At 70.1% G+C, this 12,936-nt stretch carries 15 protein-coding genes; 13 read left to right on the top strand and 2 right to left on the bottom strand.

Going from position 1 to position 12,936, the window contains the following annotated elements:
- The first annotated feature begins 10 nt into the window (after positions 1-10).
- A complete protein-coding gene (locus tag MPE_RS16970) occupies positions 11-619 on the top strand; it encodes a 2-hydroxychromene-2-carboxylate isomerase (protein ID WP_011830936.1) in 609 nt (202 codons plus the stop codon).
- A 9-nt stretch (positions 620-628) separates the two neighbouring features.
- On the opposite strand, the gene MPE_RS16965 is transcribed toward MPE_RS16970, so the two are convergent.
- Complete coding sequence (locus MPE_RS16965; RefSeq protein WP_011830935.1) at positions 629-1,345, bottom strand: TetR/AcrR family transcriptional regulator; 717 nt, start codon at positions 1,343-1,345, stop codon at positions 629-631.
- Between the two features lie 231 nt (positions 1,346-1,576).
- On the opposite strand from MPE_RS16965, the gene MPE_RS16960 reads away from it, so the two are divergent.
- From MPE_RS16960 to MPE_RS16940, 6 genes are read left to right on the top strand one after another with little or no spacing between them, the layout of a single operon-like run.
- On the top strand, positions 1,577-2,752 hold the full coding sequence (locus tag MPE_RS16960) for an isovaleryl-CoA dehydrogenase (RefSeq protein WP_041930262.1): 1,176 nt from the start codon (positions 1,577-1,579) through the stop codon (positions 2,750-2,752).
- Between the two features lie 25 nt (positions 2,753-2,777).
- Complete coding sequence (locus MPE_RS16955) at positions 2,778-4,400, top strand: carboxyl transferase domain-containing protein (RefSeq protein ID WP_011830933.1); 1,623 nt, start codon at positions 2,778-2,780, stop codon at positions 4,398-4,400.
- Positions 4,401-4,440: 40 nt separating this feature from the next.
- Positions 4,441-5,232 (top strand): enoyl-CoA hydratase/isomerase family protein, encoded by a 792-nt coding sequence (locus tag MPE_RS16950; protein ID WP_011830932.1) that lies wholly within the window; start codon positions 4,441-4,443, stop codon positions 5,230-5,232.
- Between the two features lie 10 nt (positions 5,233-5,242).
- A complete protein-coding gene (locus MPE_RS16945) occupies positions 5,243-5,887 on the top strand; it encodes a DUF4126 domain-containing protein (RefSeq protein ID WP_011830931.1) in 645 nt (214 codons plus the stop codon).
- The gene (locus tag MPE_RS24875; RefSeq protein WP_259372573.1) at positions 5,887-6,021 is read left to right on the top strand and encodes a hypothetical protein; all 135 of its coding nucleotides are present in this window, start codon (positions 5,887-5,889) and stop codon (positions 6,019-6,021) included. Before MPE_RS16945 ends, MPE_RS24875 begins: the two co-directional genes overlap by 1 nt.
- Positions 6,003-8,021, top strand: a complete 2,019-nt coding sequence (locus MPE_RS16940; RefSeq protein ID WP_011830930.1) for an acetyl-CoA carboxylase biotin carboxylase subunit — start codon at positions 6,003-6,005, stop codon at positions 8,019-8,021. The genes MPE_RS24875 and MPE_RS16940 overlap by 19 nt, the downstream gene beginning before the upstream one ends.
- A 16-nt stretch (positions 8,022-8,037) precedes the next feature.
- On the opposite strand, the gene MPE_RS16935 is transcribed toward MPE_RS16940, so the two are convergent.
- Complete coding sequence (locus MPE_RS16935) at positions 8,038-8,481, bottom strand: hypothetical protein (protein ID WP_011830929.1); 444 nt, start codon at positions 8,479-8,481, stop codon at positions 8,038-8,040.
- 145 nt (positions 8,482-8,626) lie between these two features.
- Here MPE_RS16935 and MPE_RS16930 point away from each other — a divergent pair, with 145 nt between their 5' ends.
- From MPE_RS16930 to MPE_RS24440, 6 genes are all read left to right on the top strand, one after another.
- Positions 8,627-9,550 carry a hydroxymethylglutaryl-CoA lyase gene (locus tag MPE_RS16930; RefSeq protein WP_011830928.1) on the top strand — a complete coding sequence of 308 codons (924 nt, stop codon included), beginning with the start codon at positions 8,627-8,629 and terminating at the stop codon, positions 9,548-9,550.
- Positions 9,547-10,044 (top strand): YbaK/EbsC family protein, encoded by a 498-nt coding sequence (locus tag MPE_RS16925; RefSeq protein ID WP_011830927.1) that lies wholly within the window; start codon positions 9,547-9,549, stop codon positions 10,042-10,044. Before MPE_RS16930 ends, MPE_RS16925 begins: the two co-directional genes overlap by 4 nt.
- Complete coding sequence (locus MPE_RS16920) at positions 10,041-10,265, top strand: DUF1289 domain-containing protein (protein ID WP_011830926.1); 225 nt, start codon at positions 10,041-10,043, stop codon at positions 10,263-10,265. The genes MPE_RS16925 and MPE_RS16920 overlap by 4 nt, the downstream gene beginning before the upstream one ends.
- Positions 10,262-10,918, top strand: coding sequence for a 2-hydroxychromene-2-carboxylate isomerase (locus MPE_RS16915; RefSeq protein ID WP_011830925.1), 657 nt, complete (start codon positions 10,262-10,264; stop codon positions 10,916-10,918). Before MPE_RS16920 ends, MPE_RS16915 begins: the two co-directional genes overlap by 4 nt.
- Before the next feature lie 176 nt (positions 10,919-11,094).
- Positions 11,095-12,771, top strand: a complete 1,677-nt coding sequence (locus tag MPE_RS16910; protein WP_011830924.1) for an MFS transporter — start codon at positions 11,095-11,097, stop codon at positions 12,769-12,771.
- Between the two features lie 13 nt (positions 12,772-12,784).
- Positions 12,785-12,934, top strand: a complete 150-nt coding sequence (locus tag MPE_RS24440) for a hypothetical protein (RefSeq protein WP_011830923.1) — start codon at positions 12,785-12,787, stop codon at positions 12,932-12,934.
- The last annotated feature ends 2 nt before the right edge of the window (positions 12,935-12,936 follow it).

Raw genomic sequence — 12,936 nt, 5'->3', positions numbered from 1 at the left:
CGGTGCGGCAATGAACGCGAGGAACCCGGTCGAGTTCTATTTCGACTTCTCCTCGCCCTATTCCTACATCGCCAGCGAGTGGGTCGAGGCGGTGGCCGCGCGCCACGGCCGCACGGTGCGCTGGCACGCCATCCTGCTGGGGGCCACCTTCCAGGCGGCCGAGCTGAAGAGCCCGGTGTCCTACCCGGTCAAGCGCGAGTACGCGCTGGCCGATTTCCAGCGCTCGGCGCGCTTCGAGGGCGTGCCCTACCGGGCGCCCGAACGCTTCCCGATCCCGACCCAGAACGCCGCGCGCGTGTTCTGGTGGCTCGCCGACCGCGAGCCCGAGCGGGCGGCGGCCTGGGCCCATGCCGGGCTGCGCGCCTACTTCACGCGCGGCGTGGCGCTCGATGCGCCGGCGCCGCTGAAGGCGCTGTGTGCCGAGGCCGGGCTCGACGCCGAGGCGGCCGAGGCCGCCTGGGGCGACCCGGCCTGGAAGGCGCGGCTGAAGGCCGAGAACGACGCCGCGATCGCGGCGGGCGTGTTCGGCGCGCCGTCCTTCCTCGTCGACGGCGAGCTGTTCTGGGGCAACGACCGGCGGGCGCAGCTGGAGCGCTGGCTCGCCACCGGGCCGTTCTGAGTCGCGGCCTCAGCGCGGCGCGCCGTCGGCCACCCGCAGCGCGTGCTCGACATCGCCACGCAGGCGGCGCAACGCGGCCAGCTCGGCCTGCGGCGCCTGCAGGGCCGGGTAGAGCACCGCGAGCAGGCCACGCGCGGTCTCGTCCACGTCGACCGGCCGCTGCTGCAGCACGGCCTCCCACAGCAGGTGCTCCATCGGCCCCAGCACCAGGGTGCGCAGCAGGCGCAGCGGCACGTCGCGGCGGATCTCTCCGCTGGCCTGGCCGCGCGCCAGCAGGTCCATCAGCGGCGCGGTGTAGCGGCGCTGCAGCGGCGCGAAGGCATCGCCCAGCGCCTCCTGTCCCTTCGAGCGGCCTTCCGACAGCACCAGCGCGCACAGCCCGGTGCCCTGCGTCAGGAACAGCCGCAGGTGGGTCTGCACGAAGAACTCGAGCTGCGCGCGCGTGTCGCGCTCGCGCGGCAGGCCGGCCTCGATGGCGGCGATGATCTCGTCGTACCAGTCGCCGACCACGCGGGTGCACAGCTCGCGCTTGCCGCGGAAGTAGGTGAACACGGTGGCCTCGGAGATGCCCAGGCGCTGCGCGATCTCGGTCGTGGTGGCGTGCTCGTAGCCGCGCTCCGAGAACACCTCGCGGCCCACGCGCAGGATGTCGCGCACGCGTTGCTCGGACTTGGCGCTGGCCGGCGCGCGGCGGCGCGGGGCGGCAAGGGCGGACGGACGGTTCATCGTGGCGGCGGCAGCGGGGACGGCAGCGAGGGCACGCCGGATTGTCGGGGATTGGCAATCTTGAGTAAAGCTCAATTAATGCTTGATTCGCCTCAGACGACTCTCTAGACTGCTCGCTGATCCGACATAAAAGCGGTCGAGTCATTCGGTGTTCGCTAATTTTGAGTGAAACTCATGAATGACCGGCGCCAAGCCGCCGCACCGACCACCTGCAGCCCACGGGAGACCGACATGTCCAGCTTCACCGGCCTCGATATCGACCTCGGCGACACGCTGGTCATGCTGCGCGACAGCGTGCGCGACTTTGCCCAGCAGGAGATCGCGCCGCGCGCGGCCGACATCGACCGCGACAACCAGTTCCCCCCCGATCTCTGGCGCAAGCTCGGCGACCTGGGCGTGCACGGCATGACGGTGGGCGAGGCCTACGGCGGTACCGGCCTCGGCTACCTGGCGCACATGGTGGCGATGGAGGAGATCTCGCGCGCCTCGGCGGCCGTGGGGCTGTCCTACGGCGCACATTCCAACCTCTGCATCAACCAGCTGCACCGCAACGGCAGCGAAGCGCAGAAGGGCCGCTACCTGCCGAAGCTGGTGTCCGGCGAGCACGTCGGCGCGCTGGCGATGAGCGAGCCCAACGCCGGCTCCGACGTGGTCAGCATGAAGCTGCGCGCCGAGCGCCGCGGCGATCGTTACGTGCTGAACGGCGCCAAGATGTGGATCACCAACGGCGGTGACGCCGACACGATGGTGGTCTACGCCAAGACCGAGCCCGAGGCGGGCGCGAAGGGCGTCACGGCGCTCATCGTCGAGAAGGGTTTCAAGGGCCTGAGCTTCGGCAGCAAGCTCGACAAGCTGGGCATGCGCGGGTCCAACACCTACCCCGTGTTCTTCGAGGACTGCGAGGTGCCGGTCGACAACGTGCTGGGCCAGGAGGGCGGCGGCGTCAAGGTGCTGATGAGCGGCCTGGACTACGAGCGCGCGGTGCTGTCGGCCGGGCCGCTGGGCATCATGGCCGCCTGCATGGACCTGGTGCTGCCCTATGTGCACGACCGCAAGCAGTTCGGCCAGAGCATCGGCGAGTTCCAGCTGATGCAGGGCAAGCTGGCCGACATGTACACCACCTTCTCGGCCTGCCGCGCGTACGTCTACGCCGTCGGCCAGGCCTGCGACCGCGCCGACCACAGCCGCTCGCTGCGCAAGGACGCGGCCGGCGCCATCCTCTACGCCGCCGAGAAGGCCACCTGGATGGCCGGCGAGGCGATCCAGGTGCTGGGCGGCAACGGCTACATCAACGAGTACCCGGCCGGGCGGCTGTGGCGCGACGCCAAGCTCTACGAGATCGGTGCCGGCACCTCGGAGATCCGGCGCATGCTGATCGGCCGCGAGCTGTTCGCCGAAACCGCCTGAGTCCCCCGGCCGAAGGAGCCCCGCGATGTCGACCCTGGTGTCCCGCCTCGATCCGCGCAGCGACGAGTTCAAGGCCAATGCCGAGGCGATGCGCCGCGGCGTCGACGACCTGCACGCGAAGCTCGCGCAGATCGCGCTGGGCGGCGGCGAGACCGCGCGCGCACGGCACGTGGCACGCGGCAAGCTGTTGCCGCGCGAGCGGGTCGAGCTGCTGCTGGACCCTGACACGCCCTTCCTCGAGATCGCCCCACTGGCTGCGATGGGCGTCTACCGCGACGCGGACGGCAGCGATGCGGCGCCGTGCGCCGGCGTGATTGCCGGCATCGGCCGGGTGGCCGGCGTCGAGTGCGTGATCGTGTGCAACGACGCCACCGTCAAGGGCGGCACCTATTACCCGCTGACGGTCAAGAAGCACCTGCGCGCGCAGGAGATCGCGCAGCAGAACCGCCTGCCCTGCCTCTACCTGGTCGACAGCGGCGGCGCCAACCTGCCGAACCAGGATGAGGTGTTCCCCGACCGCGACCACTTCGGCCGCATCTTCTACAACCAGGCGAACCTGAGCGCCGACGGCATTCCGCAGATCGCGGTGGTGATGGGCTCCTGTACCGCCGGCGGCGCCTACGTGCCGGCGATGAGCGACGAGACCATCATCGTGCAGGACCAGGGCACCATCTTCCTCGGCGGCCCGCCGCTGGTGAAGGCCGCGACCGGCGAGGTGGTGACGGCCGAAGACCTGGGCGGCGGCGACGTGCACACGCGCCTGTCGGGCGTGGCCGACCACCTGGCGCGCAACGACACCCATGCGCTGGCGCTGGCGCGCCAGATCGTCGGCCACCTCAACCACCGCAAGCCGCAGCCGCCGCTGCGGCGCGAACCGGTGGCGCCGGGCTACGACGCGGCCGAACTGCTGGGCGTGATCCCGACCGACACGCGCAAGCCCTTCGACGTGCGCGAGGTCATCGCCCGCATCGTCGACGGCAGCGAGTTCGACGAGTTCAAGGCGCGCTATGGCGCCACGCTGGTGACCGGCTTCGCGCACATCGAGGGCCTGCCGGTCGGCATCGTGGCGAACAACGGCATCCTGTTCTCGGAGAGCGCCAACAAGGGCGCGCATTTCATCGAGCTGTGCTGCCAGCGCAAGATCCCGCTGGTGTTCCTGCAGAACATCACCGGCTTCATGGTCGGCCGCAAGGTCGAGAACGAAGGCATTGCGCGCGCGGGTGCCAAGATGGTCACCGCAGTGGCCTGCGCCAACGTGCCCAAGTTCACCGTGATCATCGGCGGCAGCTTCGGCGCGGGCAACTACGGCATGTGCGGCCGCGCCTACTCGCCGCGCTTCCTGTGGATGTGGCCCAACGCACGCATCTCGGTGATGGGCGGCGAGCAGGCCGCCAGCGTGCTGGCCACCGTGAAGCGCGACGGCATCGAGGCCAAGGGCGGGCACTGGTCGGCCGAGGACGAGGCGGCCTTCAAGGCGCCGCTGCTCGCGCAGTACGAGACCCAGGGGCATCCCTATTACGCCAGCGCTCGGCTGTGGGACGATGGCGTCATCGATCCCGCCGACACGCGCCGCGTGCTCGCGCTGGGCTTGAGCGCCAGCCTGAACGCGCCGATCCCCGACGCGAAGTTCGGCGTGTTCCGCATGTGATGGAGGGCGCCGCGATGCCGCACAGCCAGGGTCCCGCCGCATGAGCGCCGACACGACCGTCCGCCTGAGCCGACCGTCGGCCGCGGTGGCGCGGGTGACGCTGTGCCGCCCCGACGTGCGCAACGCCTTCAACGACGAGATCATCACCGCGCTGACGCAGGCCTTCCGCGCGCTCGATGCCGACGACACCGTGCGCGTCGTCGTGCTGGCCGCCGAGGGCCCGGCCTTCTGCGCCGGCGCCGACCTGCACTGGATGCGCCGCATGGCGGACTACACGCGCGCGCAGAACCTCGACGACGCGGCCGGCCTGGCCCAGATGCTGCGCAGCATCGCCGGCTGCCGCAAGCCGACGATCGCGCGCGTGCAGGGCGATGCCTATGCCGGCGGCGTGGGCCTGGTGGCGGCCTGCGATCTCGCGGTGGCAGTGGACACCGCACAGTTCTGCCTCAGCGAGGTGAAGCTCGGGCTGGTGCCGGCGACGATCGGCCCCTACGTGGTCCGCGCGATGGGCCCGCGTGCCGCGCAGCGCTACATGCTCACGGCGGAGCGCTTCGATGCCACCACCGCGCAGCGCACGGGCCTGCTGCACGAGGTCGCGCCGGCCGAGGCGCTGGACGCGGCGGTGCAGGCTCTCGTCGACGCGCTGCTCGCCGCCAGCCCGCAGGCGCTGGCCACCGGCAAGCGCCTGCTGCACGAGATCACCGGGGCGCCGCTCGATGCGGCCCTGATCGCGCGCACCGTGGAGTTCATTGCCGATGCGCGCGCCTCGGACGACGGCCGCGAGGGCGTGCAGGCCTTTCTCGGCAAGCGCCGTCCGCGCTGGCAGGCGTGAAGGAGCGACGATGGAACTGCCGGCGGTGAACGCGCTCGACACCACCCATCTGATCGCGCTGGCCGCCGCGCTGGGCTGGGCCAGCGGCCTGCGGCTCTACGCGGTGCTCGCCATCACCGGGCTGGTGGGCTATGCCGGCTGGGTGCAGCTGCCGCCCGGCCTGCAACTGCTGCAGCACCCGGCGATGCTGGCGGGCAGCGGCTTCATGCTGTTCGTCGAGTTCTTCGCCGACAAGATCCCCGGTCTCGATTCGCTGTGGGACCTGGTTCACACCGCGGTCCGCATCCCGGCCGGCGCGGCGCTGGCCGCCTCGGTGTTCGGCGCCGACCACGCCACCGCCGCGGCGCTGGCGGCCCTGCTGGGTGGCACGCTGGCCGCGACCAGCCACGTTGCCAAGGCGACCACGCGCGCCGCGGTCAACACCTCGCCCGAGCCGTTCTCCAACATCGGCATGTCGCTGCTCGGTGATCTGGCGGTGCCGTCGATGTTGTGGCTGGCGTTCGAGCACCCGGTGCTGGCGATCGCCGGCGTGGCCGCGGCCTTCGTCGGCATGCTGATCCTCGTGTGGCTGCTCTCGAAGTTCCTGGCGCGCTTGTGGGCCCGGTTGAAGATGCTGCTGGGTGCGGCGTCGGCCACGGCAACGGAGTCCCGTTGATGTTCAAGAAGATCCTGGTCGTCAACCGCGGCGACCAGCCGCGAAGCGGCGCAGCGACGAAGTCAGATGGCCTGGCGCGCGAAGCGCGCGCGGGCGATGGAGCCGCGGGGGCAAGATGTTCAAGAAGATCCTGATCGCCAACCGCGGCGAGATCGCCTGCCGCGTGGCCACGACCGCGCGGCGGCTGGGCATCGCGACGGTCGCGGTGTACTCCGATGCCGACGCGAACGCGCGGCATGTCAAGGCCTGCGACGAGGCGGTCCGCATCGGCGCCGCCGCGCCGCGCGACAGCTACCTGCGCACCGACCGCATCCTCGAGGCCGCGATCGCGACCGGCGCGCAGGCGGTGCATCCGGGCTACGGCTTCCTCAGCGAGAACGACGGCTTCGCCGAGGCCTGCGCCGCAGCCGGCATCGTGTTCATCGGCCCCACGCCGTCGGCCATCCGGGCCATGGGCCTGAAGGCCGAGTCCAAGCGCCTGATGGAAGCGGCCGGCGTGCCGCTGGTGCCCGGCTACCACGGCGCCGACCAGGACCCGGCGCTGCTGCGGAGCGAGGCCGCGCGCATCGGCTACCCGGTGCTGATCAAGGCCAGTGCCGGCGGCGGCGGCAAGGGCATGCGCGTGGTGAGCGAAGAATCGGCGTTCGATGCGGCTCTCGCGTCCTGCCGGCGCGAGGCCCTCGGCAGCTTTGGCGACGACGCCGTGCTGGTCGAGCGCTACCTGCAGAAGCCGCGGCACATCGAGATCCAGGTGTTCGGCGATACCCATGGTCACTGCGTCTACCTGTTCGAGCGTGACTGCTCGGTGCAGCGCCGCCACCAGAAGCTGCTCGAGGAGGCGCCGGCGCCCGGCATGAGCGAGGATCGTCGCCGCGCGATGGGGGAGGCGGCGGTCGCGGCCGCGAAGGCGGTCGGCTACGTCGGTGCCGGCACGGTGGAGTTCATCGCCGAGCCCGACGGCCGCTTCTACTTCATGGAGATGAACACGCGGCTGCAGGTCGAGCATCCGGTGACCGAGGCGATCACCGGGCTCGACCTCGTCGAGTGGCAGTTGCGCGTCGCGGCCGGCGAGCCCCTGCCACTGCAGCAGCACGAACTGCGGATCCATGGCCATGCGATCGAGGCGCGCCTCTGCGCCGAGAACCCCGATGCCGACTTCCTGCCGTCCACCGGCCGCCTGCACGTGCTTCGCTGGCCGGCGCATGTGGCCTTCGAGCGTGCCAACGGCGCCGAGTCGGCGGCGGTGCGGATCGACGCCGGCGTGGGCGAAGGCGATGCGATCACGCCCTACTACGACTCGATGGTCGCGAAGCTCATCGTCTGGGGCCGGGACCGCGAGCAGGCGCTCGTGCGCATGGACCGGGCGCTGGCGCACACCCATCTGGTCGGGCCGCAGAACAACGTGGCCTTCCTGCGTCGCGTGGTCAACAGCCCGTCGTTCGCCACGGCCGACCTCGACACCGGACTGATCGAGCGGGAACGCGCAGGCCTGTTCGATGCACCGCCGCTGGCGCCGGAATGGGTCGCCGCGGGCGTGGTCGCGCACGCGCTCGCGCACGAGCGGGCCGGTGAGGACGCCGACCCGTGGTCGCGCCGCGATGGCTGGCGCCTGCATGGCAGCGCCTTGCGGCGCTTCGAGATCGAACACGCCGGCATGTCGCTGCGCGCGTCGCTGCAACGCACGCGCGACGGCGCGATGCAGTTGCAGGTCGACACGGTGGTACAGGCCTTCGAGGTGCAGGCGCTCGGCGCGGAACGCCACGATGTCCGGCTCGGCGCACGCCGGCTGATGCTGTCGGCCTATGCGGTCGGCGAGCACCTGGCCGTGTTCACGCCCGACGGCTCGGCCTGGGTTCGCGAGGTGGACGTGCTCGCCCATGCCGGCGACGGTGCCGGCGAAGGCGGGCGCCTGACGGCGCCGATGCCCGGCAAGGTGGTGGGCTTTCTGGTGGGTGCCGGCGAACGTGTACGGCGCGGCCAGGCCCTGGCCGTGATGGAGGCGATGAAGATGGAGCACACCTTGAATGCACCCTGCGACGGCGTCGTCAAGGGCCTGCGCTTCGCCGCCGGCGAACAGGTCGCCGAAGGCGAGGCGCTGCTGGACTTCGAGCCGGCGGCGGCCGCTGCCGCGTGAGCCGGTCGGCGCGTCGTCAGGGAGCGGCGCTGTCCTGCCGATCGCGGCCGATGCCCAGCCAGTTCGACGGCGAGAAGCGGCTGATGCGCGCCGGCGCGGGCAACGCGGTGTCCAGGGCTTGGAGGGGGCGGCTCAGACCGAATCCGCTGGTGTCCTGCGACCACGCGAGTTCCTGCTGCGCGACCGGTGCACGGCGCGGGATCTGCGCCAGCGCGGCGCGCGCTTCTCGCGCGGCAACTTCCATGTGGATCTTGATGTCCTCGGCGGCGGTGGCGTCCTCGAAGCGATCGGCCAGTTCATGCAGCGCGTAGTCGCTGAGGCTGCGGCACACGCTCGCCACCTCTTCGGCGTAGTGGCGCTGCCGCAGCATGCGGGCCACGTCGATGCCTTCGCCCAGCGTGCGCAGCAGCGTGAAATGGATGCGGGTGGCGAGCTGAAGGCGGGTGAAGGTGGTGGACATCGCAGCGAGCCCCGGAAGTTGAGCGCATGGTGCGTTACCGGTGTCGTCACGCCCATCCCGCACAATGGGGAGAGCCGTCCGCCCGTTCACGGGGGGCGCTTCGGCGCACCGAAATGCACCGCCAAATGTTTGTGAGGAACCACACATGTTGCCGAGCCGGGTGACGCTGGTCGACGTCGGTCCACGGGACGGTCTGCAGAACGAGAAGCAGCCGGTCGCTGCAGAGCACAAGATCGAATTGGTGCATCGGCTGCAGTCCGCCGGATTGCGCGAGATCGAGGTCACGAGTTTCGTCAGCCCGAAATGGGTGCCGCAGATGGCCGACAACGCGCAGGTCATGGCGGGTCTGCGCCGCCGGGCCGGCGTGCGCTACAGCGTCCTGGTGCCGAACCTGAAGGGACTCGAGGCAGCGCTGCAGCCGGCACGCGACGGATGGCCCGACGAGGTCGTCGTGTTCGGTGCCGCGAGCGAGGCCTTCAGCCAGAAGAACATCAACTGCAGCATCGCCGAATCGATCGAGCGCTTCGCGCCGGTGGTCGCCGCGGCGCGCGAGGCCGGCATCAAGGTGCGAGGCGCGATCTCCTGCGCGCTGGCCTGCCCCTACGAAGGCGAGGTGTCGCCCGACCGCGTCGAGCAGGTGGTGCGTCTGATGCAGGGCATCGGCGTGCAGCACGTCGGTGTGGCCGACACCATCGGCGTCGGCACGCCGCGTCGGGTGCAGGCCGCAATGGAACGCGCGCTGAAGCACTACCCGCTCGCCGAGGTGAGCGGCCATTTCCACGACACCTACGGCCAGGCGCTGGCGAACATCTACGCCTGTCTCGAACTCGGCGTGCACTGCTTCGACGCCAGCGTCGCCGGTCTCGGCGGCTGCCCCTACGCCAAGGGGGCGACCGGCAATGTCGCGACCGAGGACGTGGTGTTCCTGTTGCACGGGCTGGGCATCGAGACCGGCATCGATCTCGACGCTCTGGTGGACACGGCGGCCTTCGTTTCCGGCGTGCTGGGTCGCAAGCCGGTCTCGTGCGTGGCGAACGCGGTGCTGGCAAAGCGCGGTGTGCCGGCATGAGCGACGACGCATCGCTGGCCCAGCGGCCCGAGGGCTTCCGCCGCGTCACGCAACTGCTGGCCGAGCGCGGCCATGCGCACGCGCCGCGCTGGCTGGACGTGGCCGCCCGCACCTCGCAGGAGGCGGCCGACGCGCTGGGCATCGCGCTCGGCCAGATCGCCAAGAGCGTGATCTTCCGGCGTCGAGCCGACGACGTGGCGGTGCTGGTCGTCACGTCGGGTGACCGGCGTGTCGACGAGAAGAAGGTGGCTGCCCTGGTCGGTGCGGTCGGCCGCGCCGACGCCGACTTCGTGAAGGCGCGCACCGGCTACTCGATCGGCGGCGTGTCGCCGATCGGCCATGCCTCGCCCTGCGTCACGCTGATCGACCGCGAGCTGTTCCGCTTTGCCGAGGTGTGGGCGGCGGCCGGCCATCCGAACGGCGTGTTCGCGCTGAGCCCGCAGGCGCTGGAACAGCTGACGGCCGCGCCGGTGGCCGACGTGGTGCAGTCATGAGCCCGACGCACGGCCGCCCGACGACGAGGGACGACGACGTGACGCCGGTCGCCTCGCCGTGCATCGACATCTGCCGCATCGACGCGGCCAGTGGCTGGTGCGAGGGCTGCTACCGGACGATCGACGAGATCGCCGCCTGGTCGCGCCTCGACGATGCCGGCAAGCGCGCCGTCTGGCTGCAGCTCGACGTGCGGCGCAAGCCGGAGGAGTCCGCAGGATGACGCCGATCACCTTCTGGTTCGACCCGATCTCGCCCTACGCCCATCTGGCCTTCGAGCGCCTGCCGCAGGCGCTCGAAGGCTGCAGCTACGTGGTCGACTACCGACCGGTGTTGTTCGCCGGCCTGCTGAAACAGTGGGGCCAGCTCGGCCCGGCCGAGATCGGCTCGAAGCGCGACTGGACCTACCGGCAGGTCGTTTGGCTGGCGCACCGCCACGGGATCGACTTGCAGCTGCCGGCGGTCCATCCGTTCAACCCGTTGCCCTTGCTGCGCCTGCTGGTCGCCTGCGGTCGGGGTGGGCTGGCGAACCGCCATCAGTGTGAGACGGTGCTGCGCCATGTGTGGACCGGTGGCGCGGAGGTCGACGAGCCCCGGCGGCTCGCGGGCCTCGAGGCGCGGCTGCAGCCGGCGCGCGACCCGCGCTCCGACGCCGTGAAGCAGGAACTGCGCGCCAACACCGACGCCGCCATCGCGCGCGGCATCTTCGGCGTGCCGACGCTCGAGGTGCACCGGGCCGACGCGGCGGCGCCGCGCCTGTTCTGGGGTTTCGATGCCCTGGACATGGTGGCCGATTGCCTGCGCGGCGCCGAGGGTTTCGACCAACGCTGGCGTGCGGCGGTCGCCGTAGAGGCCGGGGTTCAGCGACCCCGGTGAAACTACCCAGACCGATTCCGGTCTGGTTCTCACATCGCAAAAACTGATCCGCGGGTTCTCCCGGGGGTTGTCAGTTGCAGTTGGTTTCGCGTCAGAGACAGGTCAGAGCAGGCAGCGATCCTTCTCCCAACGCCGCATCCCGCGGCGAACTTCAAGATTGAAGCAGGAGACAAGCCATGGCTGCTGTTCTACCCACCTCCGGCGCCGCTGCGGCGCGCCCGATGACCGCGGAGGAGAAGAAGGTCATCTTCGCGTCCTCGCTCGGGACCGTGTTCGAGTGGTACGACTTCTACCTGTACGGATCGCTGGCGGCCATCATCGCCAAGCAGTTCTTCGCGGGGCTGGATGCCGGCTCGGCCTTCATCTTCGCGCTGCTGGCGTTCGCCGCCGGCTTCATCGTGCGACCGTTCGGCGCGATCTTCTTCGGCCGTCTGGGCGACATGATCGGCCGCAAGTACACCTTCCTGGTCACGATCCTGATCATGGGTCTGTCGACCTTCATCGTCGGCATCCTGCCCAACTACGCCGCGATCGGCGTGGCCGCGCCGGTCATCCTGATCGGCCTGCGCCTGCTGCAGGGCCTGGCGCTCGGCGGTGAGTACGGCGGTGCCGCCACCTACGTGGCCGAGCACGCTCCGCACGGCAAGCGCGGCGCCTACACCTCGTGGATCCAGACCACCGCGACGCTGGGCCTGTTCCTGTCGCTGATGGTCATCCTGGGGACCCGCACGCTGGTCGGCGAAGCGGCGTTCGCCGACTGGGGCTGGCGCGTGCCTTTCCTGGTCTCGATCTTCCTGCTCGCGATCAGCGTGTGGATCCGCCTGAGCATGAACGAATCGCCCGCCTTCAAGAAGATGAAGGAGGAGGGCAAGACCTCCAAGGCGCCGCTGACCGAGTCGTTCGGCCAGTGGAAGAACCTGAAGATCGTGATCCTGGCGCTGATCGGCCTGACCGCCGGCCAGGCCGTGGTCTGGTACACCGGTCAGTTCTACGCGCTGTTCTTCCTGACGCAGTCGCTGAAGGTCGACGGTGCCACCGCGAACATCATGATCGCGATCTCGCTGCTGATCGGCACGCCGTTCTTCATCGTCTTCGGCTCGCTGTCGGACAAGATCGGCCGCAAGCCCATCATCCTGGCCGGCTGCCTGATCGCCGCGCTGACCTTCTTCCCGCTGTTCAAGGCGCTCACCGAGGCGGCCAACCCCGACCTCGCCGCCGCGCAGGCGAAGAACAAGGTGCTGGTGCACGCCGACCCGGCCGAGTGCTCGTTCCAGTTCAACCCGACCGGCACCGTCAAGTTCACCAGCTCGTGCGACATCGCCAAGCAGGTCCTGGCCGCCGGCTCGGTGAGCTACGACAACGTGGCGCATGCCGCCGGCACGCCCGCCACCATCACCATCGGCGAGACGGTCATCCAGAGCTACAGCTCCAAGGGCCTCCCGCCCGACGAGGCGAAGGCGAAGGACGCCGAGTTCAAGAAGTCGGTCGCCGAGACCCTGAAGGCCGCCGGCTACCCCGCCAAGGCCGATCCGGCGAAGATGAACAAGCCGCTGATCGTCGGCATCCTGGTGATCCTGGTGATCTACGTCACCATGGTGTACGGGCCGATCGCCGCGATGCTGGTCGAGATGTTCCCGACCCGCATCCGCTACACCTCGATGAGCCTGCCGTACCATATCGGCAACGGCTGGTTCGGCGGCCTGCTGCCCACCACCGCCTTCGCGATCGTGGCCCAGACCGGCAACATGTACAACGGCCTCTGGTACCCGATCATCATCGCCGGCATCACCTTCGTCGTGGGTCTGATCTTCGTCCGCGAGACCAAGGACGTCGACATCTACGCCAAGGACTGAGGAGCCCAGGACCATGTGGAAGATCGCACTCGGATTCATCGCCTTCGCCGCCGTCGTGCTGTACGTGCTGTCGAAGAGCGGTGGCGACATCGACATGAGCGGAGAGAAGCACGGGATCGAGGTGCCGCCGGCTGCGTCGGCGGCGTCGTCCACCGGCTACTGACC

It is taken from the genome of Methylibium petroleiphilum PM1, assembly GCF_000015725.1.
Lineage (GTDB): Bacteria > Pseudomonadota > Gammaproteobacteria > Burkholderiales > Burkholderiaceae_C > Methylibium > Methylibium petroleiphilum.
The sequence above is the reverse complement of the archived record's forward strand: the minus strand, read 5'-3'. Positions and strand labels throughout refer to the sequence as shown.

What these genes read in the sequence shown, in the direction of transcription:
- MPE_RS16920 (WP_011830926.1), top strand. Translation starts at nt 10,041, where the DNA reads ATGAGCCCGACGCACGGCCGCCCGACGACGAGGGACGACGACGTGACG.
- MPE_RS16955 (WP_011830933.1), top strand. Translation starts at nt 2,778, where the DNA reads ATGTCGACCCTGGTGTCCCGCCTCGATCCGCGCAGCGACGAGTTCAAG.
- MPE_RS16950 (WP_011830932.1), top strand. Translation starts at nt 4,441, where the DNA reads ATGAGCGCCGACACGACCGTCCGCCTGAGCCGACCGTCGGCCGCGGTG.
- MPE_RS24875 (WP_259372573.1), top strand. Translation starts at nt 5,887, where the DNA reads ATGTTCAAGAAGATCCTGGTCGTCAACCGCGGCGACCAGCCGCGAAGC.
- MPE_RS16930 (WP_011830928.1), top strand. Translation starts at nt 8,627, where the DNA reads ATGTTGCCGAGCCGGGTGACGCTGGTCGACGTCGGTCCACGGGACGGT.
- MPE_RS16970 (WP_011830936.1), top strand. Translation starts at nt 11, where the DNA reads ATGAACGCGAGGAACCCGGTCGAGTTCTATTTCGACTTCTCCTCGCCC.
- MPE_RS16965 (WP_011830935.1), bottom strand. Translation starts at nt 1,345, where the DNA reads ATGAACCGTCCGTCCGCCCTTGCCGCCCCGCGCCGCCGCGCGCCGGCC.
- MPE_RS16945 (WP_011830931.1), top strand. Translation starts at nt 5,243, where the DNA reads ATGGAACTGCCGGCGGTGAACGCGCTCGACACCACCCATCTGATCGCG.
- MPE_RS16915 (WP_011830925.1), top strand. Translation starts at nt 10,262, where the DNA reads ATGACGCCGATCACCTTCTGGTTCGACCCGATCTCGCCCTACGCCCAT.
- MPE_RS24440 (WP_011830923.1), top strand. Translation starts at nt 12,785, where the DNA reads ATGTGGAAGATCGCACTCGGATTCATCGCCTTCGCCGCCGTCGTGCTG.
- MPE_RS16935 (WP_011830929.1), bottom strand. Translation starts at nt 8,481, where the DNA reads ATGTCCACCACCTTCACCCGCCTTCAGCTCGCCACCCGCATCCATTTC.
- MPE_RS16960 (WP_041930262.1), top strand. Translation starts at nt 1,577, where the DNA reads ATGTCCAGCTTCACCGGCCTCGATATCGACCTCGGCGACACGCTGGTC.
- MPE_RS16910 (WP_011830924.1), top strand. Translation starts at nt 11,095, where the DNA reads ATGGCTGCTGTTCTACCCACCTCCGGCGCCGCTGCGGCGCGCCCGATG.
- MPE_RS16940 (WP_011830930.1), top strand. Translation starts at nt 6,003, where the DNA reads ATGTTCAAGAAGATCCTGATCGCCAACCGCGGCGAGATCGCCTGCCGC.
- MPE_RS16925 (WP_011830927.1), top strand. Translation starts at nt 9,547, where the DNA reads ATGAGCGACGACGCATCGCTGGCCCAGCGGCCCGAGGGCTTCCGCCGC.